Raw genomic sequence first — 26,616 nt, forward strand, 5'->3', positions numbered from 1 at the left:
GGGTCTCGCGGAGCCCCGCCGCGACTGCTCGTCCTGGGATCCCAGCCTTCGCCGGGATGATGAATTGACCACCCTCTACGATGCGATCGTCCTCGGCGCCGGCGGCGCGGGGCTGATGTGCGCGGCGACCGCCGGCCAGCGCGAGCGGCGGGTGCTGCTGATCGACCATGCCGATCAGCCGGGTAAGAAGATCCTCATCTCCGGCGGCGGGCGATGCAACTTTACCAACATCCACACCGCGCCCGACCGCTATCTCTCCGCCAATCCCCATTTCGCCAAATCGGCGCTCAGCCGCTACACCGCTCGGGATTTTATCGATCTCGTCGACCGGCACGGCATCGCCTGGCACGAGAAGACGCTGGGCCAGCTCTTCTGCGACGGCTCGGCGCGGCAGATCGTCGCCATGCTGATGGAGGAATGCGCGAAGGGCGCGGCCCGTGTTTCCCTGGGCAAGCCGGTGCGCGACGTGGAGCATGCGGATGGGCAGTTCCGCGTCCGCTACGGCGAGTTGACCGCCTCGGCGCCGGCCCTGGTGATCGCGACGGGCGGGCCGTCGATACCGAAAATGGGGGCGACCGGCTTCGCCTACGATCTCGCGCGCAAGTTCGGCCTGAAGGTGGTCGAACCCCGGCCGGCGCTTGTGCCCTTGACCCTGGGCGGCGACGAAGTGCTGTTCCGCGAGCTCTCGGGCGTCGCGACGGAAGTGGTTGCCCGGGCCGGCAAGGCGGCGTTTCGCGAGGCGGCGCTGTTCACGCACAAGGGACTTTCCGGCCCGGCCATCCTGCAGGTGTCGTCCTACTGGCGCCATGGCGAGCCGGTCGGGATAGACTTCCTACCAGCCTCCGGCCGCCACTGGCTCCTGGACGCCAAGCGCGAACGCCCCAGGACGCATTTCCACACCCTCCTCGGCGAACGCCTGCCCGGCCGCCTGGCGGAGGCGCTCACCAAGCGGCTCGGCCTCTGGGGCGAACTCGCCAACATGCCGGACCGCAAGCTTGAAGAGGCGGAAAGGCGGCTGGCCGATTGGCAGTTCAGTCCGAACGGCACCGAGGGCTTTGCCAAGGCCGAAGTGACGGCGGGGGGAATCAGCACTGACGGCCTCTCCTCCCGCACGATGGAGGCCAAGCGGGTGCCCGGCCTCTATGCCATCGGCGAGGGCGTCGATGTCACCGGATGGCTCGGCGGCTATAACTTCCAATGGGCGTGGGCGAGCGGCTGGGCCGCCGGCCAGGCCCTGTGACCCGCGTGCCGCTAGAAGAAGGATTTCTTTCGAAGATCGTTCATCAGGTATAGCGTATCCTGGCGGATGTTGCCTATGCGAGCGAGCTCATGCTCGCTGGTCCGCGTCTCGCGCGCGATGTTTTCGACGGTGTCGGCAAGCCTTGCCACGATCTGGCAGAGCTGAAGGGCGGCTTCGGGCTTCATCTGGTCTCCCCCTGGCGAACCCGGCCCCCATGCCGCGGTCCGCTGGCCCATTCTTATCACTGATCCAAGCCAAGTCGAAGACCCCGTTTCTCATTCCTCCCTTGCCGCCTTCGCGGCGCAACCCATTTGGATGTCCATGCACTTTTCCCAATTGCCGCCGATGCTCGGCGAAGCTCTCGCCGCCCGCGGCTATGCCGCGCCGACACCGGTCCAGGCCGCCGTGCTGGAACCGGCGGCGGAGGGGAGGGACCTCATCGTCTCCGCCCAGACCGGGTCCGGCAAGACCGTCGCGTTCGGTCTTGCCATGGCGCCGCAGCTGCTCGAGCCGAACGGTGAGCTACCCTATATCCGCGAGCCGCTCGCCCTGATCATCGCGCCGACGCGCGAGCTCGCGCTTCAGGTCAGCCGGGAGCTGATCTGGCTCTACGGCAAGGCCGGCGCCCGCATCGCCACCTGCGTCGGCGGCATGGATGCGTCGAAGGAGCGCCGGAACCTGGCCCAGGGCGCCCATATCGTCGTCGGGACGCCCGGACGCCTCCGCGACCATCTCGAACGTGGCGCGCTCGATCTCTCAAGCCTGCGCGTCGCGGTGCTCGATGAGGCCGATGAGATGCTCGACATGGGCTTTCGCGAGGACCTCGAGGAAATTCTCGACGCGACGCCGCAGGAGCGCCGGACGCTGCTTTTCTCGGCGACCATGCCCAGGCCCATCGTCGCGCTTGCCCGGCGTTACCAGCGGGACGCCTTGCGCATCTCGACCGTCGGCGAGGATCGCGGCCATGGCGACATCAGCTATCAGGCGATGGCCGTCGCCCCGGCCGATATCGAACATGCCGTAGTCAATCTGCTACGCCTCCACGAGGCGGAGACGGCGATGCTGTTCTGTGCCACCCGCGACAATGTCCGCCGGCTCCACGCCAGCTTGATCGAGCGGGGCTTCGACGCCGTCGCGCTGTCGGGCGAGCACAGCCAGAACGAGCGCAACGCCGCCCTCCAGGCGCTGCGCGACCGGCGGGCCCGCGTCTGCGTCGCCACCGATGTCGCCGCGCGCGGTATCGACCTTCCGACCCTGTCTCTGGTCGTTCACGTCGAGCTGCCGCGCGACGCCGAGACGCTCCAGCACCGATCGGGTCGCACTGGGCGTGCCGGCAAGAAGGGCACGGCGGTGCTGATCGTCCCTTATCCGCGCCGCAAGCGGGTCGACATGATGCTGCGCGGCGCGCGGATCGCGGCCGAATGGGTGAAGCCGCCCACGCCCGAGGATATCCGCCGTAACGACCGCGAGCGGCTGCTGGCGGCCCTGCTGGAACCGGTCGAGGTCGACGACGAGGACCGCGAGATCGCCCAGCGGCTGCTCGCCGAGCGCGGTTCCGAAGAGATTGCGGCGGCCCTCGTTCGTGCTCACCGCGCGCGCCTGCCAGCGCCCGAGGAAATGCTCGACCAGGGAGCCGGCGAGCGGCCCGGGCCGGGCGGTCCCCGCCCGGGCTTTGAGGACACGGTCTGGTTCCGCATGGATGTCGGCCGGCGCCATAACGCCGATCCGCGCTGGATATTGCCGCTGCTCTGCCGGCGCGGCCACATCACCAAGAACGAGATCGGCGCCATCCGCATCGCCGCCAGCGAAACCTTGTTCGAGATTCCCCGCACCGCCGCCGGCCGGTTCGCCGCCGCGCTGAAGCGGACGGAGGGCGGCGATCCGGAAGGCGAGGGGGGCGTCCGGATCGAGCCGGTGCAGGGCAAGCCGCGCGAGGAGGCGCGGCGTAACCGACGCGCAGGGCCGCCGCCGACGCGTCACAAGGCCAAGCCTTTCCGGGCAAGGCCGAAAAGGCCGCGGTGATGGTGCGCATCCTCGTCGACGCGGACGCCTGCCCGGTGAAGGAGGAAGTCTACAAGGTCGCGTGGCGGCACGAGGTGCCGGTGGCGATCGTCAGCAACAGCTTCCTTCGCGTCCCCGATCATCCGTTGATCGAGCGCATCGTGGTCGGTTCCGGCTTCGACGCGGCCGACGACTGGATTGCCGACGCGTCCGACACGGGCACGATCGTGGTCACCGCCGATATCCTGTTGGCGGACCGATGCCTCAAGGCGGGCGCGACCGTGATCGGCTCCAACGGCAAGCCCTTCACCGCCAACTCGATCGGCGCCGCCATCGCCACCCGCGCCATAATGGCCGATCTTCGGGCCGGCGGCGATTCCGTTGGCGGGCCGCCGCCCTTTTCCAAGGCCGACCGATCGCGCTTTCTTTCGGCGCTCGACGAGGCTCTGGTACGGCTGAAACGTAGCTGAGACGAACCGTTCGGCGTCGCTATCGCTCGCCCTGTCCTGCGCCAGGACCCAGCGTCTCAATATCGGGACTTTCGTTCATCTGGGATACAGGCTTCGGAGCCATTTTCGACGCGGGCGTTAACCAAGTCACATGGTTAGCGGAGCGACGAGGGGCAGTCTTTTCATGGCGATGTATGTCTATCAGACCGACGGATATCCCGTCGGCTTCCGGTTCAGCGATTTTATTCACGCCATGGACGGTCGTCCGCTGGGGCGCCTCTTCGGCACGCACGTCTACCGCCTCGACGGCAGCTACGTCGGCGAGTTGTTCAAGGAGATGGTGGTGGCCAAGCCGACCGTGAATGTGAGGCCCATCGCCCCGATCGATCCGCCGGCCTCGGTTCCGAGCCCCGGCCCCAGCTACCGCCGCCGTGCCATCGTCGATTACGGCTACCGGGACGTTTTCCATCTGCTCTGCGAGGGTGATCAGACCCCCCTGTACCTCGACGAGCCGATGGCAATCGCCGCTGAATAAGCGGTGGGCGCGGCGGTGGTCCCCCCTGCCGCCGCGCCACATTCTTTCGGTCCCCGGTGAACGCTAGGATCCAGCTAGAGTCACTGTTCTGGATTCCGGCTTTCGCCGGGGATCGATTGATTAGACCTTCATCCGCGCCGCGACGCGGTCGTTCACCAGCTTCTCGAGGACGGTGAGGGGCACCGAGCCCTGCAGCAGCACCTGGTGGAAGTCCTTGATGTCGAAGCGGTCGCCGAGCTTGTTCTTGGCGTCCGTGCGCAGCCGATCCCAGACGATATGGCCGACCTTGTAGCTCGTCGCCTGGCCCGGCCAGACGGTGTAGCGGTCGATCTCGCCCTGGCTGCGGCCGCGGGCGATGCCGGTGGTGGCGATGAAATAGTCGGTCGCTTTCTCGCGGCTCCAACGCTTGGCGTGGAGGCCGGTGTCGACGACGAGGCGGGTGGCGCGGAACAGGAATGACTGGAGCATGCCGGCGCGGCCGAGCGGATCGCCCTCGAACATGCCCATCTCGTCCGCCAGCTGCTCCGAATAGAGCGCCCAGCCTTCCGAATAGGCCGAATAGCCGCCGAGGCGGCGGATCAGTGGGATCTCGGTCGATTCCTGCGCGAGGCTCACCTGGAGATGATGGCCCGGCGTCGCCTCGTGATGGGTGAGGGTGGCGAGGCCGAATTTCGGACGATCGAACGTGTCGCGCAGGTTGATATAATAAATGGCGGGGCGGGAGCCATCGAGCGGCGCGCTGTCATAATAGCCGCCCGGCGCCCCCGCCTGGATCAGCGGCGGCACGCGGCGCACCTCCACTTCCGCTTTGGGGAGGGTGGCAAAGGCCTCGGACAGGCGCGCGTCCATCGCCTCGATCTGCCGGTTGAGCTGCGCGAGCAGCGCCGCGCGGCCCTCGTCGGTATTCGGATAGAGCTGCTCCGGGTCCTTGTTCAGCTGAGCCAGCCGCTCGCCGGGCGTCCCTTGCGTCAAGCCGTGGGCGCGGAGGATCGGATCAAGCTGCGCCTCGATGTCCGCTACCTGCTCGAGGCCGAGCTGATGCACTTCCTCGGGCGTCATGTTGGTGGTCGTCGACGCCTTGATCGCGCCGTCATAATAGGCCTCGCCGTCCGGCAGGCGCCACACGCCGGCATCGTGGGTGGCGCGGGCGCGCAGATCCTCGACGGTGGCGATATGCCGATCGAGCGCGGGGAACACGCCGCTGGCGACGATCTTTTCGGCCTTGGCGGCATAATCGTCGCCAAGCCCCGCTTCCTTCGCCCGTCGCGCGAGGGAGGAGACGAGGATCGTCTCGGCCGCCGGTTGGTCGCGGAGCGCGTGGAGCTGCTTCAACGTCGTGTCGAGAATGTAGTCGGGCGCAAAGACGCCGCTCGCAGCATCTTCCTTCTGCCGGGCCAGGCTATCGTCGAGCGCCTTCGGGAATTGCGAGAGGCGCGACAGATAGGCGTCGGCGTCGGCCGCATTGTCGACTGGGTGCTGGGTGTCGAGGAAATCAGGAATGCCGCGATAGGGGCCGGTCAGCTGGCTGATCACATAGGGCGCGAAACGCCCGCCGGCGGAGCCATAGGAAAAGCGCTCGCTCGCGGTGATGCCGCGCAGCAGACCATATTCGACGACGTCGTAATCGATCGCGCTTGCGTAGGAGAGCGTCTCGCGGTCGACCGCGCGCAGCTCCGCCAGCTCGGCCTTGGCGCGGGCGAGGTCCTTCGCCTTGCCTGCGGCGGAATAGTCGTCGAGCTGGCTCCTCAGTCCGGCGCGATCGCCCTTGTCGAGACCGAGGCCGGTGGCGCGTTCGGGGCTGTCCTCCAGGCGGCCGTAGAAGAAGCGGTCGAGCATGGCCTTCAGCCGTGCATCCTCGCCGCCGGCTGCCGCGGTTGCCTGCGCCAGCACGGAATAGCCCGGCAGCGACGCGCTGAGCGCCACTGCACCCGCCGAGACCATGAACGACCTGCGATCCATATACCCTCTCCCGATTTTTGTCTTTCGGGAGAGGGCTAAAGGAGCGAAGGGCGGACTGTCTACCTTCGTGAAACCGTGGGCGCGGCCTCCCAGCCCCCACCAAGCGCGAGGAAGACGGCGATCTGGTTGGTCGAAAGCTGGGCCTCCGATTGGGCCAGGGCCGTTTCCGTCTGGGCCAGCGAACGCTCGGCGTCGAGCACCACCTGGAAAGGATCGCGACCGGATTCGAAGCGGAGGCGGGCGATGCGGGCGGCTTCGGCGCTTTGCTCCCTCGCCCGGCGCAAGGTGGCGACCCGGTCCAGCTCCTTGGCGTAGCGGGTGAGGGCGCTTTCCGTCTCCTCCAGGGCCCTCAGCCAAGTGCCGTCGAAGCGGGCGAGGGCGGCGTCGGCCGACGCTTCCGCCTGGGCGACGCGCGCCCGCGCACCGGAAGTGTTGGGGAAGCTCCAGGAGATGAGCGGACCCAGGGCATAGCGGAAGGCGCCACCCGTGAAGAGATCGCCGATCGCCGTCGCGGTGGCGCCGATCGAACCGCCGAGGCTGATGTCGGGATAGAGCTCTGCCGTAGCGACGCCGATGCGCGCCGTCGCCGCGGCGAGATCGCGCTCCGCCTGGCGGATATCGGGGCGGCGGCTCAGAAGGGAGGCGCCATCGCCGACGGGAATGGGTTGGCCGAGAGCAGGGGGCGCCTCGCAGGACGCGACCTCCTGGGGGAACTCCGCCGGCGGCCGGCCGGTCAGCACCGACAGGCGGTAGAGCGCCGTCTGCCGCGCGGCCTCGAGCGTCGGAATGGCCGCTCGCGTCTGTTCCAGCTGGGCTCCGGCCTGGTTGGTCTCCAGCGCCGTGCCGCGCCCGCCTTCCAGCAGGCGGCGCGTCAGGTCGTAGGTCTGCTCCTGAAGCGCGACGCTCCGCCGCGCGACGCCCAATTGCCGCCCGGCATTGCAGGCGTCGGCATAGGCGCGGGCCGTCTCGGCCGCGACGGTGATGCGGGTGAAGTCGAAGGCCGCCTGGACGGCCTCCACGTCCGCCCGGCTCGCCTCGATGGCGCGGCGGACCCGGCCGAACAGGTCGAGCTGATAGCCGATGTCGAAACCGATATCGTAGAACTCGCCATCCTCCATCGCCTCGTCGGAGCCGTTGGCCGCGCCCGAGGCCCGGCCATAGCTGGCGGTGCCGCTGACGGTGGTGGAGGGAAGGCGGCCGGCGCGCACTTCGCGCAGCACCGCGCGCGAGCGGGCGAGATTGGCCGCGGCCTCGCGAAGGTCCGTGTTGTGGGTCAGCGCCTCCTGCACGAGCTGGTCGAGCAGCGGATCGCTGTAAAGGCTCCACCATTGGCCCGGCGGCTCGTCCCCCGTGAAAGCGGGAGACTCGCCTCCGATGAAGGCGGATTGGCCCGGGGCGTCCGGCGCCGGAGAGCTGTAGTCGGGGCCGACCGTGGCGCAGCCGGCGAGGGCCAGGGCGCTTACGGCGGCAAGGAGGGTACGCATCATTTCGCAGGTCCTTCCGGCGCCGTCAGCGGGTCGTGCGGCGTTCCGCCATAGGCGGTGGGATAGTGAGTCTCCTTCTCCGCTCGCTTGGGGAAGAAGCGGGTCCAGCCGCGCGTCACCACGTAGAAGACCGGCGTGAAGATCAGGCCGAAGATGGTGACGCCGAGCATGCCGAACACCACGGCCGTGCCGAGCGCCTGGCGCATTTCCGCGCCCGGGCCCACCGCTATGGCGAGCGGCAGAACGCCGAAGATGAAGGCGAAGCTGGTCATCAGGATCGGCCGCAGGCGCGAGCGGGCGGCGGTGACCGCCGCGTCGAACCGGTTCATGCCCTGATCCTCCTCCGCCTGCTTGGCGAACTCGACGATCAGGATCGCGTTCTTCGCGGCGAGCCCGACGAGAACGACGAGCCCGATCTGCGTCAGGATGTTGTTGTCCATTCCGCGCAGGTTCACGCCGAACATGGCCGCGAGGATACACATGGGCACGATCAGGATGACCGCCAGCGGCAGGGTCAGCGCCTCATATTGCGCCGCCAGCACCAGGAAGACGAACACCACCGCCAGCAGGAAGATGAGCGCCGCGGTATTGCCCGCCGCTTTCTCCTGGAAGGCGAGGCCGGTCCATTCGTAGCTGAATCCGGGCGGCAGCTTTTCGGCGGCCAGTTGCTCCATTGCCCCCAGTGCCGCGCCCGATGAGATGCCGGGCGCGGACGAGCCTTGCAGCTCGGCCGCCGGGAACAGGTTGTAGCGCACGACGCGGACGGGGCCGCTGTCCTCCTTGATGGTCGCGACCGAGGAGAGCGGCACCATCTCGCCGCTCGCCGAGCGCACCTGGAGGCGGCCTATGTCCGCGCGGTCGTTGCGCGAGGTCGGCTCGGCCTGCGCGGTCACGCGGAAGGTGCGGCCGAACAGGTTGAAGTCGTTGACGTAGGTCGAGCCCAGATAGGTGCCAAGCGCCTCGAATATCTGCGCCGGCTGGACGCCGAGCAGCTGCGCGCGGTCGCGATCGATATCGGCCTCAAGGCGCGGAGAGCCGGTGTTGAACAGCGAGAAGACCTGGGTGACCTCGGGCACCTGCTGCGCGGACATCATCATGTCCATGGTCACGCCCGCGAGCGCGTCGTAGCCGGCGCCGGAGCGGTCCTGGATCATCATCATGAAGCCGCTGCCGTTGCCGAGGCCCGGCACGGCCGGCGGCGCGATGAAGAAGACGTTGGCCTGGTCGATCTCGCCGGCGATCTTGCCGGTCAACTGCTGCGACAAGGCGGTGGCGCTCATCGCGGGATCGCGCCGCTCCTCGAAGTCGGAGAGCTTGAGGAACATGGTCGCCGCGTTCGACGCCTGGGAGAAGCTGGCGCCGTCGAGGCCAGCGAAGGTCGCGGCGTCGATCACGCCCTCGGTCTCCATCGCGATCTCCCGCGTGCGGTCGAGCACCGCGGCCGTGCGCTCCAGCGAAGCGCCCGGCGGAAGCTGGACGACGCCGATCAGGAAGCCCTGGTCCTGCTCCGGGATGAAGCCGGTCGGCGTGTCCATCAGCCGCCAGCCGGTCAGCGCGAGAAGACCGGCATAGACGACCAGCACGATCGTCGTCATGCGCACCAGCTTCGCCGTCAGCGTGCCGTAATTTTCCGAAAGCCAGTCGAAGCCCCGGTTGAACTTGGCGGCGCCGACGCGAACGGGGCGCAGCCAACGCGGGCCATGGTCGATCTCATTCTCCTTGTGCGGCTTCAGCAGCAGCGCCGCCATGGCCGGGGAGAGGGTGAGGGACACGAGCAGCGAGATGAGCGTCGCCGACGCAATGGTGACGGCGAACTGCCGGTAGAAGATGCCCGGAATGCCGGACACGAACGCCGTCGGCACGAACACCGCCACGAGCACCAAGCCGATGGCGATGAGGGCGCCGGAGACTTCGCGCATCGTCCGATGCGCCGCCTCTCTGGGCGTAAGGCCGTTTCGGACATGCTTTTCCACCGCCTCGACGACGACGATGGCGTCGTCGACGACGATGCCCACCGCCAGCACCAGCGCGAACAGCGACAGCGAGTTGATCGAGAAACCGAGCGCCAGCTGCACGGCGAAAGTGCCGATCAGCGCCACCGGAATGGCGATGATCGGAATGATCGCGGCGCGCCAAGTCTGGAGGAAGACGAGGACGACGAGCATGACGAGCACGATCGCCTCGATCAGCGTCTCCTGCACCGCCTCGACCGACGCCGCGACATATTCGGTGGGGTTGTAGGGGATCGAATATTGGATGCCGGCGGGGAAGTCCCTGGACGCTTCCTCGACCTCGTTCAGCACCAGCTCGGCGGCGTCGAGGGCGTTGGCGCCGGGCTGCTGGATGATTGCCAGCGCCACGCCGCGCTTGCCGCTGAACGTGCCCTGGATGCCGTAATCCTGCGATCCGAGCTCCACTCGCGCCACGTCGCGGACGCGGGTGATGGCGCCCGTCTCCGCGTCCGTCTTGATGACGATATTGGCGAACTGGGCGGGGTCGTTGAGGCGACCCTGAACCTGGATCGGCAGCTCGAAGGCGGGATTGCCCGACGCAAAGGGCGGCTGGCCGATGGCGCCGCCGGCCACCTGCACATTCTGGGTGCGGAGCGCCTGGACGATCTCGCTGGCGGTCAGATTGCGGGCGGCCGCGCGGTCCGGATCGATCCAGACGCGCATCGAATAATTGCCGCCGCCGAACACCATCACGCCGCCGACACCCTCGATGCGCAGCAGCCGGTCGCGCAGGTTCGTGTTCGCGAAGTTGCCGATATAGTCGATGTCGAGGTCGGGATTCGTCGAGGTGAGGGCGACGATCATCAGGAAGCCTTCGGACTGCTTCGCGACGGTCACGCCTATTCGGCGCACTTCCTCGGGCAGACGCGGCTCGACCAGCGCCACCCGGTTTTGGACCAGCACCTGGGCTTCATCGAGGTCGGTGCCCGGCTTGAACGTGACCGTGATCGCCGCCTGCCCGGCCGACGTCGAGGATGACGTCATGTAGAGCATGTTCTCGACGCCGTTGATCTCCTGCTCCAGCGGCGCGGCGACGGTTTCGGCCATCGTCTCGGCGGTGGCGCCGGGATAGAAGGCCTGGACGCTGATCGTCGGCGGCGCGATCTCCGGATATTGGGAGAGCGGCAGCTGCGGATAGGCGAAGGCGCCGATCAGGGTGATGAACACCGCGATCACCGACGCGAAGATCGGCCGCTCGATGAAGAAGGAGGATATGTTCATGTCGGGCTATCCTCAACGCGCCGCCGCGGCCGGCGTCGCGACGGACGCCGGGGGTGCGTTGGCGGGCTCGATGGCCTTGCCTTCCTGGAGGGTGGGCGGCTTGATCTGGCCGGCCTTCGCGGTGACCGTCTGGCCCGGCATCGCGCGCTGGATGCCGCCGATGATGACTCGGTCGCTCTGCTCGATCCCGCTGCGGATGACGCGCAGGTCGCCCAGCATCGGTCCGAGTACGACCGGCTTCGGCACGACCTTGCCTTCCTTGTCGACGACATAGAGCAGCTTGCGGGCGGCGTCGGTGACGATCGCCGTGTCCGGCACCAGCATCGCCCGATAGGGCTGGGTGCCGGCGAGACGCAGATGGCCGAACATGCCCGGCTTCAGGAATCCGTCCGGGTTCTGCACGACCGCGCGGGCGCGCACCGTGCCGGAGGCGGAGCCGATGGTCGTGTCGACGAAATCGAGCGTGCCGGCATGGGCGTATGTGCTCTCGTCCTGGAGGCGGATGCGCACCGGCGTGCCGCGCGAGGCGCCCGAATTCTGCCTCTGATATTTGAGCAGCAGCGCTTCGGAACCCTCGAAGGCGAAGTGGATGGGATTGGTCGAGACGATGGTGGTGAGCACCGTCTGGTCGGCCGTCACGCTGTTGCCGACATCGACCAGCCGCTCCGACACCCGGCCGGAGATCGGCGCCGCCACGCTCGTGAAGCCGACGGTGAGCTGGTTGGCGCGGACGGCGGCCCGGGCGGCGTTGACGTCGGCGAGGCCGGTGCGGACGGCGGCCTCGCGCGCCTCCACTTCCTCCTCGCTCGCGGCGCGGGAAGCCGCCAGCGTCTTCGATCGCTCCAGCTCGGTGCGGGCGTTGGCGAGCGATGCCTCGGCCCGGGCGAGCTGCGCCCGCGCCTGATCGAGCTGCGCCTGCGCCGGGCGGGCGTCGACCGTGAACAGGGTCTGCCCCGCCCGGACATAGTCACCGTCGCGGAAATGTACGCGCTGGAGATAGCCGGTGACGCGCGGCTTCACCTCGACGCGCTGAATCGCCTCGAAGCGGCCGACATAATCGTCCCAGTCGACAACTTCCTGGACCAGCGGCGCGGCAACGGTGACCGGCGGCGCGGGCGGCGGCTGCTGCGACTCGCCCGACGAACAGGCGGAGAGGAGCAGCACGAGACCGGCGGCCGCCGCAGCGAAGCTTTTGAAATACATATTAATAATATCCTGTAACGCTGCCTGGGCGGATCGACGTCCGCTCGATCTGGCCGCCCTGGGTCGATGGCGGACGACGCACCTATGAACCTGTTCATCTCATGTCAACGACTGTCGACATAAAAGTCATCACGCGTTGACCTTGCTACAAGCTATGGTATTGAAAGCCATGAAATGTTCCGACCTCGGGCCGGGGCGCACCCGCAACGCCGCCGCCACCCGCCAAGCCATCCTCATCGCCGCCACCCGACGCTTCCTCCAGGACAGCTATGAGTGCGTCGGCCTTCGCGACATCGCCCGCGACGCCGGCGTCGATGTCGCGCTGGTCAGCCGCTATTTCGGTAGCAAGGAGGAGCTTTTTCAGGAGGTGCTGCGCGGCGATCGCGAAGGCAAGCTGCCGCTCGACGGGGATTCGACCGACCTGCCCGCGCGCCTCGCCGATCTCATGCTCGACAATGGCTGTGAAACCGACCGCAACGATGTCGAGCGCTTGCTGATCATCCTGCGCTCAGCCTCGTCTCCCAAGGCCGCCGAGATCGTGCGGGAATCGCTGCGCCATGACGTCCTAGAGCCCTTCGCGGATCTGATCGGAGGCCGCAACGCTCCGGTGCGGGCGAGCTTCGCCATGGCCATATTCATGGGGACGACGATCCTGCGCACCGTCATGCAGGTCGGTCCCCTCTGCGACGAGGACCGGGGCATCGTCCGCCGCAAGCTCGAACAGCTGTTCGAGGCCGCCTTGTCGGAGCAGCCTTAGACGGTGAGTTTCAAGAGGAAGTGGAGGCCCGAGCCGGAATCGAACCGGCGTGCAAGGATTTGCAGTCCTCTGCGTAACCACTCCGCCATCGGGCCGGAGCGGCGGAAATGGTAGGGTTTTGGGGTGGTGTCAATGTCGAGTTCGCAGTTTTTTGGACCGAGTTCGCACTGACTTGATTTGTTCTCACCCAAGATCGAGCTGGCTATGCGTGCTCCGCCTTCTCCATCGCCGCCTTCGACCGCAGGCGCTGCGAGGCATATTTTAGCGCCATTTTGAACGTCTCATGACCGAGGACAGATTCGATCTCTGCGACGGTGCAGCCGGCTTCCTCAAGCATCGATCCAGCAGCATAACGAAGGCCGTGAAGGGAGCGGTCGTTGGGCATCTCTTCGACCGCTCGGACAGCACGTCCTACGGCTGATGAGAGGCTGTTTGCATTATACGGGCGGCCTACAGCGCTCGTGCATATCATGATGCCGCGCTTGCCATCAGCATCAAGCTTGCGGCGCAGATCGTTGAGGTGATCCCTGAGGACGGGGTGACACGCGATTATAAGCGGATTTCCGGTTTTGGACTGCCTCACCCGAACAACATCGCCCTGAAACTGCTGCCAAGTCATTCGGGCTACGTCCGCGACGCGCTGTCCGGTATAGAGGGTTACCAGAATGACGGTCTTCATGAAGGCTGGCGTCTCTTTGAGCATCAGTGCAATTTCGGCCTCAGACCAGACGACATATTCCTTCTCGCCACCCTTGCGGCTCAACTTCTTGATCCCTGCGGCTGGGTTAAAGCCTTCTGCAACTAGGTCGTCCTCTTCCGCCCAGCTATAAAGGCGCGACATCATCTGTTTGATTTTATGAGCCTTACGTGGCGTGGCGGCGTAGTCATCCCGCACCGCCTTGATCATTTTCCGAGTGACGAATGCGAACGGTTGGTCGCCCATCTCGCGGTCTATTAGATCAAGCGTCTGAAGGTAGTCCTTCTGCGTAGCATCCGACAGCGATGCTAGTTCAACGCTCTTGCGATATTTCGCTGTAAGCCAAGCTAGAGACTGACGGTTTTCGGTCGGCTCCGCTTTGTTCACTTTCGCCATCAACTCGCTGTAGCGCTTATGAAATGCCTCTGAGCCAGGCTGCTCAGGGAGGGGCACGTCGCCGATTTTACTGTGGCGGAAGCGCCAATAGCGGCCCTTGGCGATATAGGTGTAGCGGAGGTTAGTTCGTGCCACGGCGACGCTCCAGGAACCGGCGTTCCACCTCAGCAGCTTCCGCTAATCGATCAGGCTCGGCAAGCGGTTGATTTCCCAAACGGTCAGCATATCGATCGAGGTCCGCGCGGTCCCACAGCACACACCTGCCGATGGTGTGAGCTGCGATATTGAGGCTTCGAAAGGTACTGGGGCTGACACCCAGATATGGGGCAGCCAATTCAATCCTCATAAGGCGCGGCCAGTCGGGCAGGATCGGTCGAACGGGAGCATCCCGTCGAGCCTCCTCTGACTGATTGACCGTCCCCAAGCTCATTAGCCGCTAACCTTCGCCTCTTCTGTAGGGGCGATTGCCTGAGCTGAGTGGAGGAGGAGATGCTTCGAGAGGACACCGTCGACCCGAAAATCGAGGCCTCTCAAGTCCGGATTGTTGAGAAAGGGAAGGATAGACCCGACGAAATGATCCTCGCGTCCATCTTCGTAAATTATGGTGGCGGCGGATGTCGTGCGGCAGACACGGACCTCTTTGACGGTTGCCAGGGTGTCGCGATGGCCGAGGAGATCTCTGATGGCGTGATGGAGAAACCAATCCGAGCCATCGGCATGCTTCTTGACCGACTTGAGCGACCGGATGCGGCTTGCCGTGGCGTCGGCAGCAGTAGGGATGCTGGATCCAGCGAGAACCAGGAGGATCCAAGCGGCTTCCGCCGGACCAATCGTGGGGGCGTTGGGGCCTCGCCCGCCCACAGGCAGCAGCTCCATGGAGCGAAGCTTCCGAGTGATCATGTCGAGGCTCGCCGCCGACGCGCCATATTGGGTGAGAAATTTTTCGAACTGTCGAACGTTCACCGTGAAACTTCCTTTCGTGAAAACCACAATAGAACCCAATTGGAGAAGTTACAAATGGAATTTTTGCAGCCTTTGTCCTTCGTGGGTGCGCCTACAGGTCTAGGGGGCGAGAACTAACCGGGTTGAAGAAGGTCAGCGTCTTCGGGAACTCAAGCTGCTGCCGCGAGAGAAAAGGCTCAGGGCACCCTCAAGCCAAGGTGGGTTCGACCGAGACCCCCGGCTGGGTTAGGCTCAATAAATGAACTCAGAGGGGAGGGGATATGTCTGCAGATTTAGGTTTGATATTGCGAGCTGCACATTTCGCAGCTCAGCGGCATAGCACGCAGCGCCGCAAGGATGCGGCCGCTTCTCCCTACATTAATCATCCGCTGGCGGTCGCTGCGATCCTGGCGGAGGAGGGAGGCATCACCGACAGCGTCACAATCGTCGCGGCCCTGCTACATGACGTGGTCGAAGACACCGTGACGACGCCGGATGAGGTCCACGAACACTTTGGTGGGGAGGTGGCGAGCGTCGTCGCTGAAGTCACAGACGACAAGAAATTGGAGCCGGCTGAGCGTAAGAGACTTCAGATCCAGAAAGCGTCCTCAAAGTCCGAACGAGCAAAGCTCGTGAAGATGGCCGACAAAATCGCCAATTTGCGAGATCTTGTGAGCTGCCCGCCCCCTGATTGGGATCATCAACGTCGGTGTGACTATTTCGAGTGGGCGCATCAGGTTGTGGAAGGCTTGCGAGGCGTTAGCAGGCCCTTAGAGGAGGCCTTTGATCGGGCTTATGAACTCAGGCCCGCTTAACGGTTGAAGACTCAAAATGGATGGCTCCGGCTTCCCGCGCCATTTCGCCATCGCTCGATGGTCTGATTTGCGCCCATTGCTGCCGGGCGAGCCGCTAGCGGGGGTGCCGACAATTGGAATTGCTGTCATGCGGGTTGATGTCAATCTCGATCGAAAATTGTGCGCTGATCGGTCAAGCTATTGGGTTCACACCGAGGATTGACACACGCAGTAGCGGGAGCATGGCCTGTCGCCAGCCTACAATCTCCAGGGGATTGCACTCAAGTCTGCTGGACCCACTGCTTCGCGCAAGAAGGGCACTTTATCCTCAGCTGCTTTCGGCGGGGCACCCGCATCCTCCGACTACAGCTCGGACAACTGAGCACAGCGGCAGCCGCTTCAGCCGTCCAGGTTGCAAGATCTCTTTCATCAACCAGCACGTTGCCTTCTTCATCTTCAACCTGAGCAAACAAGTGACCATTCTCAGCTTTTGCCCTCGCAGCTAGCACCGCTACATACAGATCATTGAAAGGGTGCCGGTCGATGTGGCCTTCTAAAGGACCATACATTGGCATTGCTGCAGCGTAGAATGTCATGACGGCTCCGCCTCCGACTGTGCTCTGCTCGATATGCCGGTCGAATCTTAAAGGCGGCTTTCCACTCTTCCTCCGCCACTCACCGAAGGGGGGCGCTTTGGCCCCCTCTTGCACGAAGGACGGACGGTCCGCTCGCGGCCAGACGGAGACGTTCGGCTGTGCTGGCATTGCAGACATCTGCTCAGCGGCCCTTCCTGGCGCGTCAGCATAGAACGTCTGACCTCGTGATAACTGCAGCTTCACCGCATCCATCGGGGCCGATAAGCTGACCTCACAGGAGGGTCCCAAATATGCGCCAATCGCTTCTTCTCGCCGCCAGCGCCTTCGCATTCGCTGTGCCTTCGTTTTCTGCCGTCTCGGCCCAGGCGCCGGCAGTCGTGGCGGAGGCGGAGGACGCGCGCTTGTATGCGTTCCTGGACAAGGAATTTGCCGAGCAGCTGCGACACAATCCTCAACTGGCGACGCGGCTTGGCATGAAGGAGGGACAGGATCGGCTCGACGACATCAGCGAGGCCGCTGAGCTCCGGGAGCTGGAATGGCGCCGCGCCAGCGTTTCGCGCATGAAGTCGCAATTCGACCGCGCCAAGCTCTCCCCAAGCGCGCAGGTCAACTACGACATCTGGGCGCTTGAGCTCGACCGTGCAGAGCTCCGCTACCGCTACCGCCAATATTCGCCGCCTTTCTACTCGTTCCTCTATTCGGCACATTCGCGGCTGCCCGATTTCATGATCAACACGCACGTCGTGCAGGATGCGGCCGACATGCGGGCCTATGCAGCCCGCCTTCGCGCCATCCCGGCAGTGCTGGACGAAGCCATCACCCAAAGCCGGGCCTCCGCTGCGATCGGCGTGCACGCACCGAAATTCCAGGTCGAGCGTGTGATCGACGGCAGCCGGGCCATCATCACCGGTGCACCGTTCGATGAAGGCGCCGCCTCGCCTCTGTGGGCCGATGCTGAAGCCAAGGTGGCCAAGCTTCAGTCGAGCGGCAAGGTCACCGACGAGCAGGCGCGGGCGCTTCTCGCCGACACGCGAACCGCCCTGCTCTCGATCAAGCCTGCCTATGAGCGGGTGATCGCCTGGGCCGAAAGCGCGTTGCCGCACGCGCCGAGCGGGCGCGTCGGCGCGGGGTCGCTGCCAGGAGGTGCTGACTGGTATGCCGCCGCGCTGAAGCTGAATACGACCACCGATCTCACCGCAGAACAGATCCATGAAATCGGCCTCGAGGAGGTCAAGCGGATCGAAGGAGAGCAGGACGCACTGGCCCGCCAGGCGGGTTCGAAGGATCGCCTAGCTTATTATGCCGAGCGCGAGCGTCGCAATCCGCCCCGGCCGTGGACGGACGAGCTTCGCGCCGAATATCTGCGCAACGCGAACGCCGCCATCGCGCGCAATCGTGAGCTGCTGCCGAAATATTTCGGTATCCTTCCGGCGCATCGCATGGAGGTGGTGCGCGAGCCATCGTTCAGCGAAGTCGCCGGCGGAGCCGCGCACGCCGCGCCGCCCACGCCCGATGGCGCCCGTCCGGGCCGCGTCTATGTTCACCTGCTCGGCACCACCGACGATCCGGCGCCGGATGCCACCATCGACCTGATGTGCCACGAGGGCGTGCCCGGCCACGTCATGCAGGGCGATATCCAGGTCGGGCAGACGAGCGGGCCGAAGTTTCGCCAGGCCACGCGTTACGTGGCGTTCGGCGAGGGCTGGGCCCTCTACGCCGAAGCCTTATGCAAGGAGATGGGCGCCTATCCCGACGTAGCCAGCGATTTCATGCGCCTCGAAGCCGAGTTGTTCCGTGCTGCGCGCCTGGTCGTCGACACCGGCATTCACGCCAAGGGCTGGAATGAGCAGCAAGCCATAGACTATATGGTGGCGTCCGGCCGCGCTTCTCCCGACCAGGCCCGCTCGGAGGTCCGCCGGTACATCACGTTGCCCGGGCAGGCCACCGGCTACAAGATCGGCATGCTCAAGATCATGGAGTTGCGCGGCAAGGCCGAACGCGAACTTGGTCCAAGGTTCGACATCAAGGGCTTCCACGATCTCCTGGTTGGCGCCGGCTCGCTCCCCCTTTCAATCCTCGAACGGCAGGTCGATGCCTGGATCGCAGCCCGGAGCTGAGCAAATGCGATCATGGGAGATCCAGTCGCCGCTGCAGGAGGTCCGGAGCATGGGAGCCACGGTCGCAAAGCTCACGGTGGTTCTGGCGTCCTCATTATTGCGCTAGCCGTCGGGATCGCTGCGGGTACTAGATCAGGATCACGCTTCTAAACTTCGCAGCAGGTCGCCTGACCTGGATCTTCGTCATCAATTGTGAGCACGCGGCCCCTTTGACGCTCGGGCCACTCAACGCGGGCGCCAGACGCCAGCACACGCGCAGACTGACCGGCTCCGGAGGGGTAGCGACTCAGACGCGATGTTCTGTATTTGTTCCTCATGTCCTCGCAGCACCCTGGTTTCCAATGAGCGCCAACCTCAGTCGCAGCAAGCGCGACGAAAAGCGACGCGCAGCCCGGCTGGCAGAGCTCAAGCCATTCCTCGTGCCCGGGTGGCAAATTAGCTCGGATAATCTCCGGGTTGTGGCGGTTGCGACGGTGCTTGGCTTCTACCAGCGGGGGCAGGAGATGCTCTTGAAGTGTGGCCGCCGCGATTGCCATCGCCGTGTGGAGATCGATTTCCGCGCGGCCGTTCAAGCGGGCAGGGGCGATCAACCGCCTCAGCACCTGATCCAGGCCTTGCGCTGCGGCCATTGGGACGGCTGCAAGCTTGAGGAAGTCAGCGCCATTTATCCCAAAGGCGTCCCACTGGTGGCTTACCTCAATGACAAGGACGTGCTCATTGCCATTGCGTGTGAGCAGTGCCCGGCGCGGGTCTTGTTGCCGCCGAGAGCCATCATCGAAAGGCTTAAACAGGCGCGTCGCGGTGACGGCTCTACCGGTATTCTGGAGCTCGGCCGCAGGATTCGTGGGCCCTGCAGGCGATGCGGCGGGCGTGAATTTAGATCGGAGGTGCTGCCCCCGAAAGCGCCAGGACGGCGATAGCGGCAGGCGTCGCCGGAACCGCTTCTGTTGCTGAGCGATTCAACTCGGTGACGACTCTCGCGACCAGCCTCAGCTTCATTGAGCCAATGCGACCTGCGCTGGTGGATTCGCCTCCTGAGGGTGACGGGTGGCTCCATGAGCTGAAATATGACGGCTACCGCACCGAGATCATCGTAGCCGGCGATCAAAGTCGCGCCTTCACCCGCACCGGCCTCGACTGGACGAGCCAATATGCTCACCTCGTGAACGCTTTGGCGGAGCTCGACTGCGAGACCGCCATCCTCGATGGCGAAGTTATCCTTCAAGGTGCCAATGGCATCCCAGATTTTCACGGCCTTCGGCGTGAGCTGGCGAAGAGAAGGCCGCGAGGGCTCATCTTCATGGCTTTCGACCTCCTGCACCTCGACGGGCAGGATCTGCGTCGCGAGCCTGTGGAGGAAAGGCGCGCCAAACTCCGCGATCTGATAGGCGAGAATACACCCGGCCAGCCGTTCCAGTTCAGCGATCATGTCATCGGCGGCGGATCAGAGTTCTTCGCGGCGGCCGAGCGCATGGGCCTGGAAGGGATCGTCTCCAAGAAGCTCGGCAGCCGCTACCGCAGCGGCCCGGCCAAGACCTGGCTGAAGTCGAAGAGCTTCACCGAGAGCGAGTTCGTCGTGATCGGCACATCCAAAGGGGACCTGGCTCCCGTGGCGCTGCTGGCGCGCGAAACGGAGGATCATCGCCTGGAATATGCGGGAGCCGCGATGGTCACCTTTTCCGAGGCCGATCGGGAGCGCTTCTGGCGCGCGAACGAGCGGCTGAAGACAGACAGGCCAGCGCTGCACATGGATCCACGGCCGGAGACGAGTTGGCTCAAACCCGAAATGCGGGTCCGCGTGAGGCACCTCCAGGGCGAGGAGATGCTGCGCCATGCGACCGTAAAGTCGATCTTGCGTCTGCCGGCCGAGCCGTCGCGCTCCGCGCAGAAGAAACGAACCGGCGGTCCCAGCAAGGAACCAGGCTACCATGTGGAGCATGGCGCTGTGCCGGACCTGTCCGCGTTGCTGGCCTACTATCGTGAGGTTGGACCGCTGATGCTCCCACACCTCTGCAATCGCCCGCTCAATCTATTCCGGTGCCACGGCCGCTACTGCTTCTTCCAGCGCAACCGGAACCACCCGCCGACGGAGCACCCGTTTGATGAGCCGATCCACAAGATTCCGGTTCTTCAGAAGAACGGGCGGACGGAGGATTATCTATTCATCGACAGCCTCGAGGGGCTGCTCGCCTGTGTCGAAGCCGGCGCCGTCGAGTTCCACGCCTGGGGCTCTCGCGTGCCGGACTATGAGCGGCCGGACCGGATCGCCTTCGACCTCGATCCTGGAGAGGGAGTCACCTTCTCGCAGGTCCGGAACACCGCATTTCAGCTCCGCCGTTCCCTAGAGGCAATCGGCCTTAAGTCGTGGCCGCTCCTCACCGGCGGGAAGGGCATCCACGTGGTGGTGCCGTTCGCGGCGGAGCAGGGCTGGAATGAGGTGCGCGCCTTTGCCAAAAGCTTCTGCGTAGCCCTCGCGGAAGCGGCGCCAGATCGGTTCACCGTTGCGCTTCCTCTCGCGAAGCGGCGAGGGCGCATCTTCCTCGATTATCTGCGCAATCAGCGGACGCACACAGCAATCATGCCCTACTCGCTGCGAGCGCGACCGGGCTCACCCGTGGCGGCGCCGATCACATGGGACGAGCTGGAGCGTGTCGAAACTCCGCAGCACTACCTGATGAAAGACGCTCAGCACCTGGCGAAGAGGGCAGAGAAGGGGTCGCTGTTTGGTCGGAGTATGATCGATCAGCGACTGCCTCTCCTTTGATACTGTGGTTGAAGGTCGCGCGGATGGAATTGCCACATTGATCTGGGCGAGCATCGGATGAAGATCGCGACCTACAATGTGAATGGCATCAACGGGCGGCTTCAGGTGCTCCTGCGCTGGCTCGCCGAGGCCCGCCCAGACATTGTGTGCCTGCAAGAACTGAAAGCGCCGCAGGAACGGTTCCCGGAGGCGGCAATCGAGGATGCTGGCTATCGAGCGATCTGGCACGGACAGCCCCGCTGGAACGGCGTCGCTATCCTCAGCCGCATAGGCGCGCCGGTCGAAACGCGTCGAGGATTGCCAGGCGATCCGGACGATAGCCACAGCCGATACATCGAGGCGGCCGTGGCCGGCATTCTCGTGGGCGGCCTCTATCTGCCTAACGGCAATCCGAAGCCGGGGCCCAAGTTCGACTACAAGCTCCTGTGGTTCGAGCGTCTCGTGGAGCACGCCGCTGACCTCATCGCAGCGGATGTGCCCGCAATTCTCGCCGGCGATTACAACGTCATGCCGACGGAGAAGGACGTCTACAAACCCGAGAGATGGGTCGATGACGCTCTGTTCGCTCCCGAAGCGCGGGCGGCCTATTTGCGCCTGCTCGAGCAAGGTTGGGTCGACGCGCTCCGGACCATTCATCCCGACGCCGTCATCTACACCTTCTGGGACTATTTTCGGAACGCTTACGCGCGAAACGCGGGTCTTCGGATCGATCACCTCCTCCTCAGTCCCGCGCTCACCGACCGCCTCATCGATGCTCAGGTCGATGCCCACGTGCGCGGCTGGGAAAAGACGAGCGATCACGCGCCGGTGTGGATCGAGCTGCGCGATCCCATCAATTGATCATCGAAACTGCTCGAGCCGAAGACATGCAGCCTTCCGCTACGCGCCCATCCTCGTCGTTGCCGGCTGTTTTCAGGCTCCTCAAAGCGGACGTCTGCCCGCCATGCGCCCGTATCGGCCGCAGTACCGCCGCCATCGGCGGCACCAGCGATTGGAAAAATGATGGCCCAAGACAAAGACCGCCGATCTATTATGCATTTCATAGCCAATCTCGCCATGACCGAGGCCGAAGCCCTTCAGGCCGCGTTCAACGCAAAGATCACTTGGTCCCCCGGGGGCAGGGCAGGGCAATTTGAGTATATTCGAATATTGAGTGTCGATCTGAAACGTCGACACGGTACTGATCCTGTCGCGAGGCGGCGAGACGTTGGCCCAAACTGGTCGCACAACCCAACCGCCCGCCGCTATTTATGCTTGCAATCCGCCGAGCCTGAGTGCCCTTTGTCATTGGGAGGGCATGATCGGTGACTATTCGCCATCAAGCAATTGGCATGTGCGCATAAGGGCGGAGACGACCGCCCAATGAGCGAAACTGGCGTTGCGCAAGGGCAACCTGTGGCGTGGCCCTCGATCAATGACGCGCCTCCGGTGGAAGAGGGCGGCCCCATCGCGCGGAAAGGATTCACCTACCAGGATGAGATCGCCGTCAGCTTCCTGCTTGTGATGCTGGAAGATCCGGCGCTGTTACGCGTCCATTGCGAAACCCATGACGATCTCGTCCTGGTCTGGCTGCTTGAAGGCCAAACCGATGAGTGCGCCGAATTTGTGCAGGTTAAAGCCGGTGAGCCGGACAAGCTCTGGTCAACCGCCGATCTGTGCCGCAAGCCAACCAAGACGACCTTGTCAATCTTCGAGGCGTCGCTCGCGCGTGATCGGCATAAGGAAATTGCGCTATTCCGACTGGTGACGCTGCGTCCGGTGGTCGAGGCGCTATCGCCTCTAACCTATGATTGCGGATCGGAAGCCCGGGCGCTCGTCGCGGCCGAGTTGGAGACCCTGCGGGACGAAATCGAGAGTAAGTTTCCCAGCCTAGTCTCCGCCAAGGGAAATGGCTGCCAATATTGGCTCGAAAATTGTCGGTGGGACGTCCGGTACGACCTTGCCACTGCCAAAAATGAGAATCGGCGAAGGCTGCTTCAGCTCAGTAATCTGGCCGGACTCCCCTTGTTGTATGAACAGATTGACCAGCTGCTCGACGAGATGCGGGCTTGGACCAAAGCGGCGGGCGACGCGAAATGGGTGCCCGACAAGGCGAAAAAAATTATCACCCGCGCCCAGGTCCTTGAGTGGTGGCAGTCGAAACTGGCCGAGATCGTCGACGGCAAGGCCGAGGCTTCGGGCGGCAAGCTAGCCGCGAAAATGATTGCGGCGGACCTTCCCGACGAGCTCGTCCTTCTCGCGGTGGATCTTCGGCGCGAATATGCCGCCGAGGTGCGCACGCCGCGTTACATGCAGGCCGATAGCATCGGGCAGATGCAGGCGCGTGTGAAGTCGGAGGCGCTCACCCTCAGGTCGCGCCTTGTCGCGGGCGAACTCGATTTGTCGGGACCGGCTTTCCACGCGCTTTGCCTCGCCAAGATGGACGAGATCAATGCGGCGCCGGAAGCGCAGCAGGGCGCGGGCGCCTTTCTCAAGGGTTGCCTTTACGACATCGCGGATCGTTGTCTGCTGCGTTTCAAACGGCCGGCAAAATGAGGTCGCTCAACCGCCTTGGCGCGCAGCCCGCAAGCCTGCCATTGGCCGCAGACGACGTGCTCGAATTCCACGCGGCGCGCCTGATGCTGCTCATGGAATTTTGCGGGACCAGTGGCCGCATCGACGGCCTCACAAAAATGGCCAAACTCGACTTCTTCGCCCGATACCCGGATTTCTTCGACATCGCTCGCGCCGCCGAAGCCGCCCAGGCCGACGGAATGGTTCCTCTGCCGAATGACAATCGCACGGTAGAGGCTGCAATGGTCCGCCATCACTATGGCCCGTGGGACAAGCGCTATTACCACGTGCTTTCGCACCTCGAGGCGAAAGCGCTCATCTCGGTAACCAAAGAGGGCAAGTCCTTTCGTCTTGCGCTTACCCCGCTGGGCCGTGAGCGGGCAAAACAGTTAGCCGCACGACCATCCTTCACGACTCTGGTCGGTCGGTTGAAGCAGATCAAAGCCACGTTCGGGCGGAAGTCGGGGACGTATCTCAAGGATATGATTTACCGACTTTTCGATCAGGAGGTCAGCCGTCGTGAAATGGGCAAGGTGATCGAGCAATGACCAACGCATTTCTGTCGGTTGCGCGCCTCGAACGTCGGCTCACCACCGGCAACGTCGAGTCTTTGACGTTCAAAACAGGCGTCAATCTTCTGGTCGGCCCACCCAATACCGGCAAGACGAAATGGCTGCAGACACTGGATTTCCTACTCGGCGACACGGGCGCCAATCCGTACGAAGGTAGCGATGAGGCAGGTCTCGCCGACAAATACGAAAGCGCCGCCGCGAATCTCATCGTCGATGGCGATGCGGTGCGGATTGAGCGTCGCTGGCTCGAGCCAGGCGCGAAGGGCAAGATCTTCGTCGGCGACGAGGTGATGGATACGAAGGAGTTCCAGCATTGGCTTTTCGCCAAGCTCGATATCCCGCTCGTCCATTTTCCTAAGGGTAACCCGATGTCGGGGCAGACCTGGCCGGAACTCAGCTTTCGCATCCTACTTCGCCATATCTATCGCCAGCAGCGGTTCTGGAGCGGCCTAGCCGACCAACAGCCCGAGGGCGAGCAGCATGCGTCGCTGCTTCAATTCCTAGGGCTGGCCCAGCGCATCTTCACCGATGATTACGGTGAGCTGGTTCAACTTAAGCTGGAAGTCGAACGCCTCAAGGCTCGTCGAGACCAGTACCAGCACACGCTGGCTGAGCTGGCACGCGGCCTCCTCTCCGATGAAGACATTTCGGTGGTGGTGAATGCGCTAACGGTTGCAGCGGCAAAGGTGCGCATCGCGACCGAAACCGAGGTGCTCAGGCGGCAACGTGTCGAATTGCTGAGCCGGTCGGCGGGCGAGACCCTAGATCCCGGCCAGCGCAGCAGAATTGTCGAACTGGGCGAGCTTCGCGCCCTCGTCTCCTCTCGACTGGAGGCTAGCTCCCGCGATCGCAACTCCGCTGTCGATCGCGCCCGCGAAGTTGCGCGATACGAAAGCGATCTCGCCGATGAGCTCGACCGGATGGCTCGCGCCGAGGACGCCGGCACAATGCTGGCCGATTTGAAAATTACCCATTGCCCGGCGTGCGATCAGACCGTCGCGCCCGTCGTTATTCCCTCCCCCGATTGCTTCCTCTGCCACCAGGCACGGCCCTCCGAGCCTATGGTCGAGGGGCTAGGCGCAGTTCGATTGCGGTTCGAACGCGAACGGCTGGAGAGCGAACGGAAAGAGGCAGCGGCGCTCTCCGACGTTCTAGCGAGAGACATTCGGCACCACGCATCGCAGATCGCCGATGACGAGCGCCAACTGCGGATCATCGACAATGAGCTAGTTCCGGCGCGACAGGCGATTGCCGCCGTGGCGCAGGAAGAGATCAGTAAGATCGACATGGCTTTGGGTCAGGCGAGCGAGCGAGAGCGGCAGCTTGACAGGGTCAGTGCCGCTCTGGCGCTTGAGACAGACATCGCGGATCGCATCGCCGCGCTCGAAGCGAAAATCGAACCGATTCAGGAGCGCGTTGACGAAGTAATGCGCACGGTCGATTTCGGCGCTGCCGCCAGCGATCTCGAGGACGGCATGAACGCATATCTCGAAGCTCTCAATCATCTAAGGCCCCACACTTGGCGTCATAGTCCGGTTCAGATCAGCCTTTCCCGGCGCGAAGGGGTATTCCGCGTCGGAAACCGTCGCTGGATGGCGGCACTTGAAGGAACGGACTCGCTCTATTTTCTGATGGCCTATCACTACGGCCTGCTCTCTCTTTCCGGAAAGCCGGGCTCTCACTACCCAGGCATTGCGATCATTGATTTGCCGGGGGAGTTTCTCGGGGAAGCAATTGAGGACAAAGAAAACTTTATCGTCCAGCCCTTTGTTGACCTGCTGTCGGGAGAGGCTTTCGAAGGTGCCCAGTTGCTGATTACCGGTGCGTCGTTCACGGGGCTCGCCGGTGCACATGTTCAAGCCCTGCGGCAGGTCCATATCGCTTGATGGTTGAAAGGGCGCGGCGATCAACGATCAGGCCCAAATTGCATCGCTTTGCGGCAAACCCTCGAAGGTCTCCAGACCGAGGTGCGGCGTAGCTCGACCCTCAGTCGGACGGCGGTGGCGCCAAATCTCCCTTGTGTCCGCTTTCATGCTGTTTCGACCAACCAGCGGACATTCTGCTTCCGGCCACACCTAGCTATTCCGCAAGGCGCCCATCCAGGTCGTTCCGATTGCCGAAGCCCGCACCCGTGAGCGAACCTTCGCTTAGGTCACAGCTTATATCCGATTTCGGCTAAGTCTCGCCATTACCGGTCGTTCTAACTACCAATTAGCACCCTCGAGATTTGCCATTGCCCTTCCCGGAAGAGGCACGGTGGTATCGCTGCCCGCAGGTTGGAACGTTGCGCCCACGGCTGCCCCCACATGCGCGACAACAGCCCT

20 protein-coding genes and 1 tRNA gene are annotated in these 26,616 nt (G+C 64.2%); 13 read left to right on the top strand and 8 right to left on the bottom strand.

The window, feature by feature from the left end; genetic code table 11:
• The first annotated feature begins 64 nt into the window (after positions 1-64).
• Complete coding sequence (locus DF286_RS11805; protein ID WP_279379360.1) at positions 65-1,240, top strand: BaiN/RdsA family NAD(P)/FAD-dependent oxidoreductase; 1,176 nt, start codon at positions 65-67, stop codon at positions 1,238-1,240.
• Between the two features lie 11 nt (positions 1,241-1,251).
• Here DF286_RS11805 and DF286_RS15175 read toward each other — a convergent pair whose 3' ends face one another.
• A complete protein-coding gene (locus DF286_RS15175) occupies positions 1,252-1,425 on the bottom strand; it encodes a hypothetical protein (RefSeq protein ID WP_158274681.1) in 174 nt (57 codons plus the stop codon).
• A 136-nt stretch (positions 1,426-1,561) separates the two neighbouring features.
• Between DF286_RS15175 and DF286_RS11810 the strand changes: the two genes are divergently transcribed.
• The 3 genes from DF286_RS11810 to DF286_RS11820 all read left to right on the top strand — a co-directional run bounded on the left by DF286_RS11810 (position 1,562) and on the right by DF286_RS11820 (position 4,225).
• Positions 1,562-3,262 carry a DEAD/DEAH box helicase gene (locus DF286_RS11810; protein ID WP_109271615.1) on the top strand — a complete coding sequence of 567 codons (1,701 nt, stop codon included), beginning with the start codon at positions 1,562-1,564 and terminating at the stop codon, positions 3,260-3,262.
• Positions 3,262-3,711 carry a YaiI/YqxD family protein gene (locus DF286_RS11815; RefSeq protein WP_109271616.1) on the top strand — a complete coding sequence of 150 codons (450 nt, stop codon included), beginning with the start codon at positions 3,262-3,264 and terminating at the stop codon, positions 3,709-3,711. Before DF286_RS11810 ends, DF286_RS11815 begins: the two co-directional genes overlap by 1 nt.
• Positions 3,712-3,874: 163 nt before the next feature.
• The gene (locus DF286_RS11820; protein ID WP_146193611.1) at positions 3,875-4,225 is read left to right on the top strand and encodes a 4-fold beta flower protein; all 351 of its coding nucleotides are present in this window, start codon (positions 3,875-3,877) and stop codon (positions 4,223-4,225) included.
• 120 nt (positions 4,226-4,345) lie between these two features.
• On the opposite strand, the gene DF286_RS11825 is transcribed toward DF286_RS11820, so the two are convergent.
• From DF286_RS11825 to DF286_RS11840, 4 genes are read right to left on the bottom strand one after another with little or no spacing between them, the layout of a single operon-like run.
• Complete coding sequence (locus tag DF286_RS11825) at positions 4,346-6,184, bottom strand: DUF885 domain-containing protein (protein ID WP_109271618.1); 1,839 nt, start codon at positions 6,182-6,184, stop codon at positions 4,346-4,348.
• 59 nt (positions 6,185-6,243) lie between these two features.
• Positions 6,244-7,671: an efflux transporter outer membrane subunit gene (locus tag DF286_RS11830; protein WP_109271619.1), complete on the bottom strand. Its 1,428-nt coding sequence runs from the start codon at positions 7,669-7,671 to the stop codon at positions 6,244-6,246.
• Positions 7,668-10,901: an efflux RND transporter permease subunit gene (locus tag DF286_RS11835; protein WP_109271620.1), complete on the bottom strand. Its 3,234-nt coding sequence runs from the start codon at positions 10,899-10,901 to the stop codon at positions 7,668-7,670. Before DF286_RS11835 ends, DF286_RS11830 begins: the two co-directional genes overlap by 4 nt.
• Before the next feature lie 12 nt (positions 10,902-10,913).
• Positions 10,914-12,104 carry an efflux RND transporter periplasmic adaptor subunit gene (locus tag DF286_RS11840; RefSeq protein ID WP_109271621.1) on the bottom strand — a complete coding sequence of 397 codons (1,191 nt, stop codon included), beginning with the start codon at positions 12,102-12,104 and terminating at the stop codon, positions 10,914-10,916.
• Positions 12,105-12,273: 169 nt separating this feature from the next.
• On the opposite strand from DF286_RS11840, the gene DF286_RS11845 reads away from it, so the two are divergent.
• Complete coding sequence (locus DF286_RS11845) at positions 12,274-12,861, top strand: TetR/AcrR family transcriptional regulator (protein WP_158274682.1); 588 nt, start codon at positions 12,274-12,276, stop codon at positions 12,859-12,861.
• A gap of 21 nt (positions 12,862-12,882) precedes the next feature.
• On the opposite strand, the gene DF286_RS11850 is transcribed toward DF286_RS11845, so the two are convergent.
• From DF286_RS11850 to DF286_RS11865, 3 genes are all read right to left on the bottom strand, one after another.
• Positions 12,883-12,956 (bottom strand) — tRNA-Cys (locus DF286_RS11850).
• Between the two features lie 107 nt (positions 12,957-13,063).
• Positions 13,064-14,089 carry a tyrosine-type recombinase/integrase gene (locus tag DF286_RS11855; RefSeq protein WP_109271623.1) on the bottom strand — a complete coding sequence of 342 codons (1,026 nt, stop codon included), beginning with the start codon at positions 14,087-14,089 and terminating at the stop codon, positions 13,064-13,066.
• A gap of 294 nt (positions 14,090-14,383) precedes the next feature.
• Positions 14,384-14,917, bottom strand: a complete 534-nt coding sequence (locus DF286_RS11865) for a hypothetical protein (protein WP_109271625.1) — start codon at positions 14,915-14,917, stop codon at positions 14,384-14,386.
• Positions 14,918-15,177: 260 nt separating this feature from the next.
• On the opposite strand from DF286_RS11865, the gene DF286_RS11870 reads away from it, so the two are divergent.
• The 8 genes from DF286_RS11870 (at position 15,178) to DF286_RS11905 (ending at position 26,178) form a co-directional block, all read left to right on the top strand.
• Positions 15,178-15,711, top strand: a complete 534-nt coding sequence (locus tag DF286_RS11870; protein WP_109271626.1) for an HD domain-containing protein — start codon at positions 15,178-15,180, stop codon at positions 15,709-15,711.
• Positions 15,712-16,576: 865 nt separating this feature from the next.
• Entirely contained in the window at positions 16,577-18,403 is a 1,827-nt protein-coding gene (locus tag DF286_RS11875) for a DUF885 domain-containing protein (protein WP_109271627.1), read from the top strand.
• Positions 18,404-18,744: 341 nt separating this feature from the next.
• Positions 18,745-19,323: a hypothetical protein gene (locus DF286_RS11880; protein WP_109271628.1), complete on the top strand. Its 579-nt coding sequence runs from the start codon at positions 18,745-18,747 to the stop codon at positions 19,321-19,323.
• A gap of 101 nt (positions 19,324-19,424) precedes the next feature.
• A complete protein-coding gene (ligD, locus tag DF286_RS11885) occupies positions 19,425-21,167 on the top strand; it encodes a DNA ligase D (RefSeq protein ID WP_158274683.1) in 1,743 nt (580 codons plus the stop codon).
• 57 nt (positions 21,168-21,224) lie between these two features.
• Positions 21,225-22,007, top strand: coding sequence for an exodeoxyribonuclease III (gene xth, locus DF286_RS11890; RefSeq protein WP_109271630.1), 783 nt, complete (start codon positions 21,225-21,227; stop codon positions 22,005-22,007).
• Positions 22,008-22,529: 522 nt separating this feature from the next.
• A complete protein-coding gene (locus tag DF286_RS11895) occupies positions 22,530-23,702 on the top strand; it encodes a dsDNA nuclease domain-containing protein (protein ID WP_109271631.1) in 1,173 nt (390 codons plus the stop codon).
• A complete protein-coding gene (locus DF286_RS11900; RefSeq protein WP_109271632.1) occupies positions 23,699-24,268 on the top strand; it encodes a hypothetical protein in 570 nt (189 codons plus the stop codon). The genes DF286_RS11895 and DF286_RS11900 overlap by 4 nt, the downstream gene beginning before the upstream one ends.
• A complete protein-coding gene (locus DF286_RS11905) occupies positions 24,265-26,178 on the top strand; it encodes a hypothetical protein (protein WP_109271633.1) in 1,914 nt (637 codons plus the stop codon). Before DF286_RS11900 ends, DF286_RS11905 begins: the two co-directional genes overlap by 4 nt.
• The last annotated feature ends 438 nt before the right edge of the window (positions 26,179-26,616 follow it).

Origin of the sequence: Sphingosinicella humi, from assembly GCF_003129465.1 — a bacterium.
In the GTDB taxonomy this organism is placed as follows: Bacteria; Pseudomonadota; Alphaproteobacteria; order Sphingomonadales; family Sphingomonadaceae; genus Allosphingosinicella; species Allosphingosinicella humi.

Bases quoted from the DNA above. Each gene is read 5' to 3' on its own strand.
- DF286_RS11845 (WP_158274682.1), top strand. From the start codon at position 12,274: ATGAAATGTTCCGACCTCGGGCCGGGGCGCACCCGCAACGCCGCCGCC.
- DF286_RS11835 (WP_109271620.1), bottom strand. From the start codon at position 10,901: ATGAACATATCCTCCTTCTTCATCGAGCGGCCGATCTTCGCGTCGGTG.
- DF286_RS11815 (WP_109271616.1), top strand. From the start codon at position 3,262: ATGGTGCGCATCCTCGTCGACGCGGACGCCTGCCCGGTGAAGGAGGAA.
- DF286_RS15175 (WP_158274681.1), bottom strand. From the start codon at position 1,425: ATGAAGCCCGAAGCCGCCCTTCAGCTCTGCCAGATCGTGGCAAGGCTT.
- DF286_RS11880 (WP_109271628.1), top strand. From the start codon at position 18,745: ATGAGCGCCAACCTCAGTCGCAGCAAGCGCGACGAAAAGCGACGCGCA.
- DF286_RS11810 (WP_109271615.1), top strand. From the start codon at position 1,562: ATGCACTTTTCCCAATTGCCGCCGATGCTCGGCGAAGCTCTCGCCGCC.
- DF286_RS11830 (WP_109271619.1), bottom strand. From the start codon at position 7,671: ATGATGCGTACCCTCCTTGCCGCCGTAAGCGCCCTGGCCCTCGCCGGC.
- DF286_RS11870 (WP_109271626.1), top strand. From the start codon at position 15,178: ATGTCTGCAGATTTAGGTTTGATATTGCGAGCTGCACATTTCGCAGCT.
- DF286_RS11895 (WP_109271631.1), top strand. From the start codon at position 22,530: ATGAGCGAAACTGGCGTTGCGCAAGGGCAACCTGTGGCGTGGCCCTCG.
- DF286_RS11840 (WP_109271621.1), bottom strand. From the start codon at position 12,104: ATGTATTTCAAAAGCTTCGCTGCGGCGGCCGCCGGTCTCGTGCTGCTC.
- DF286_RS11905 (WP_109271633.1), top strand. From the start codon at position 24,265: ATGACCAACGCATTTCTGTCGGTTGCGCGCCTCGAACGTCGGCTCACC.
- DF286_RS11875 (WP_109271627.1), top strand. From the start codon at position 16,577: ATGCGCCAATCGCTTCTTCTCGCCGCCAGCGCCTTCGCATTCGCTGTG.
- DF286_RS11900 (WP_109271632.1), top strand. From the start codon at position 23,699: ATGAGGTCGCTCAACCGCCTTGGCGCGCAGCCCGCAAGCCTGCCATTG.
- DF286_RS11820 (WP_146193611.1), top strand. From the start codon at position 3,875: ATGGCGATGTATGTCTATCAGACCGACGGATATCCCGTCGGCTTCCGG.
- xth (WP_109271630.1), top strand. From the start codon at position 21,225: ATGAAGATCGCGACCTACAATGTGAATGGCATCAACGGGCGGCTTCAG.
- DF286_RS11825 (WP_109271618.1), bottom strand. From the start codon at position 6,184: ATGGATCGCAGGTCGTTCATGGTCTCGGCGGGTGCAGTGGCGCTCAGC.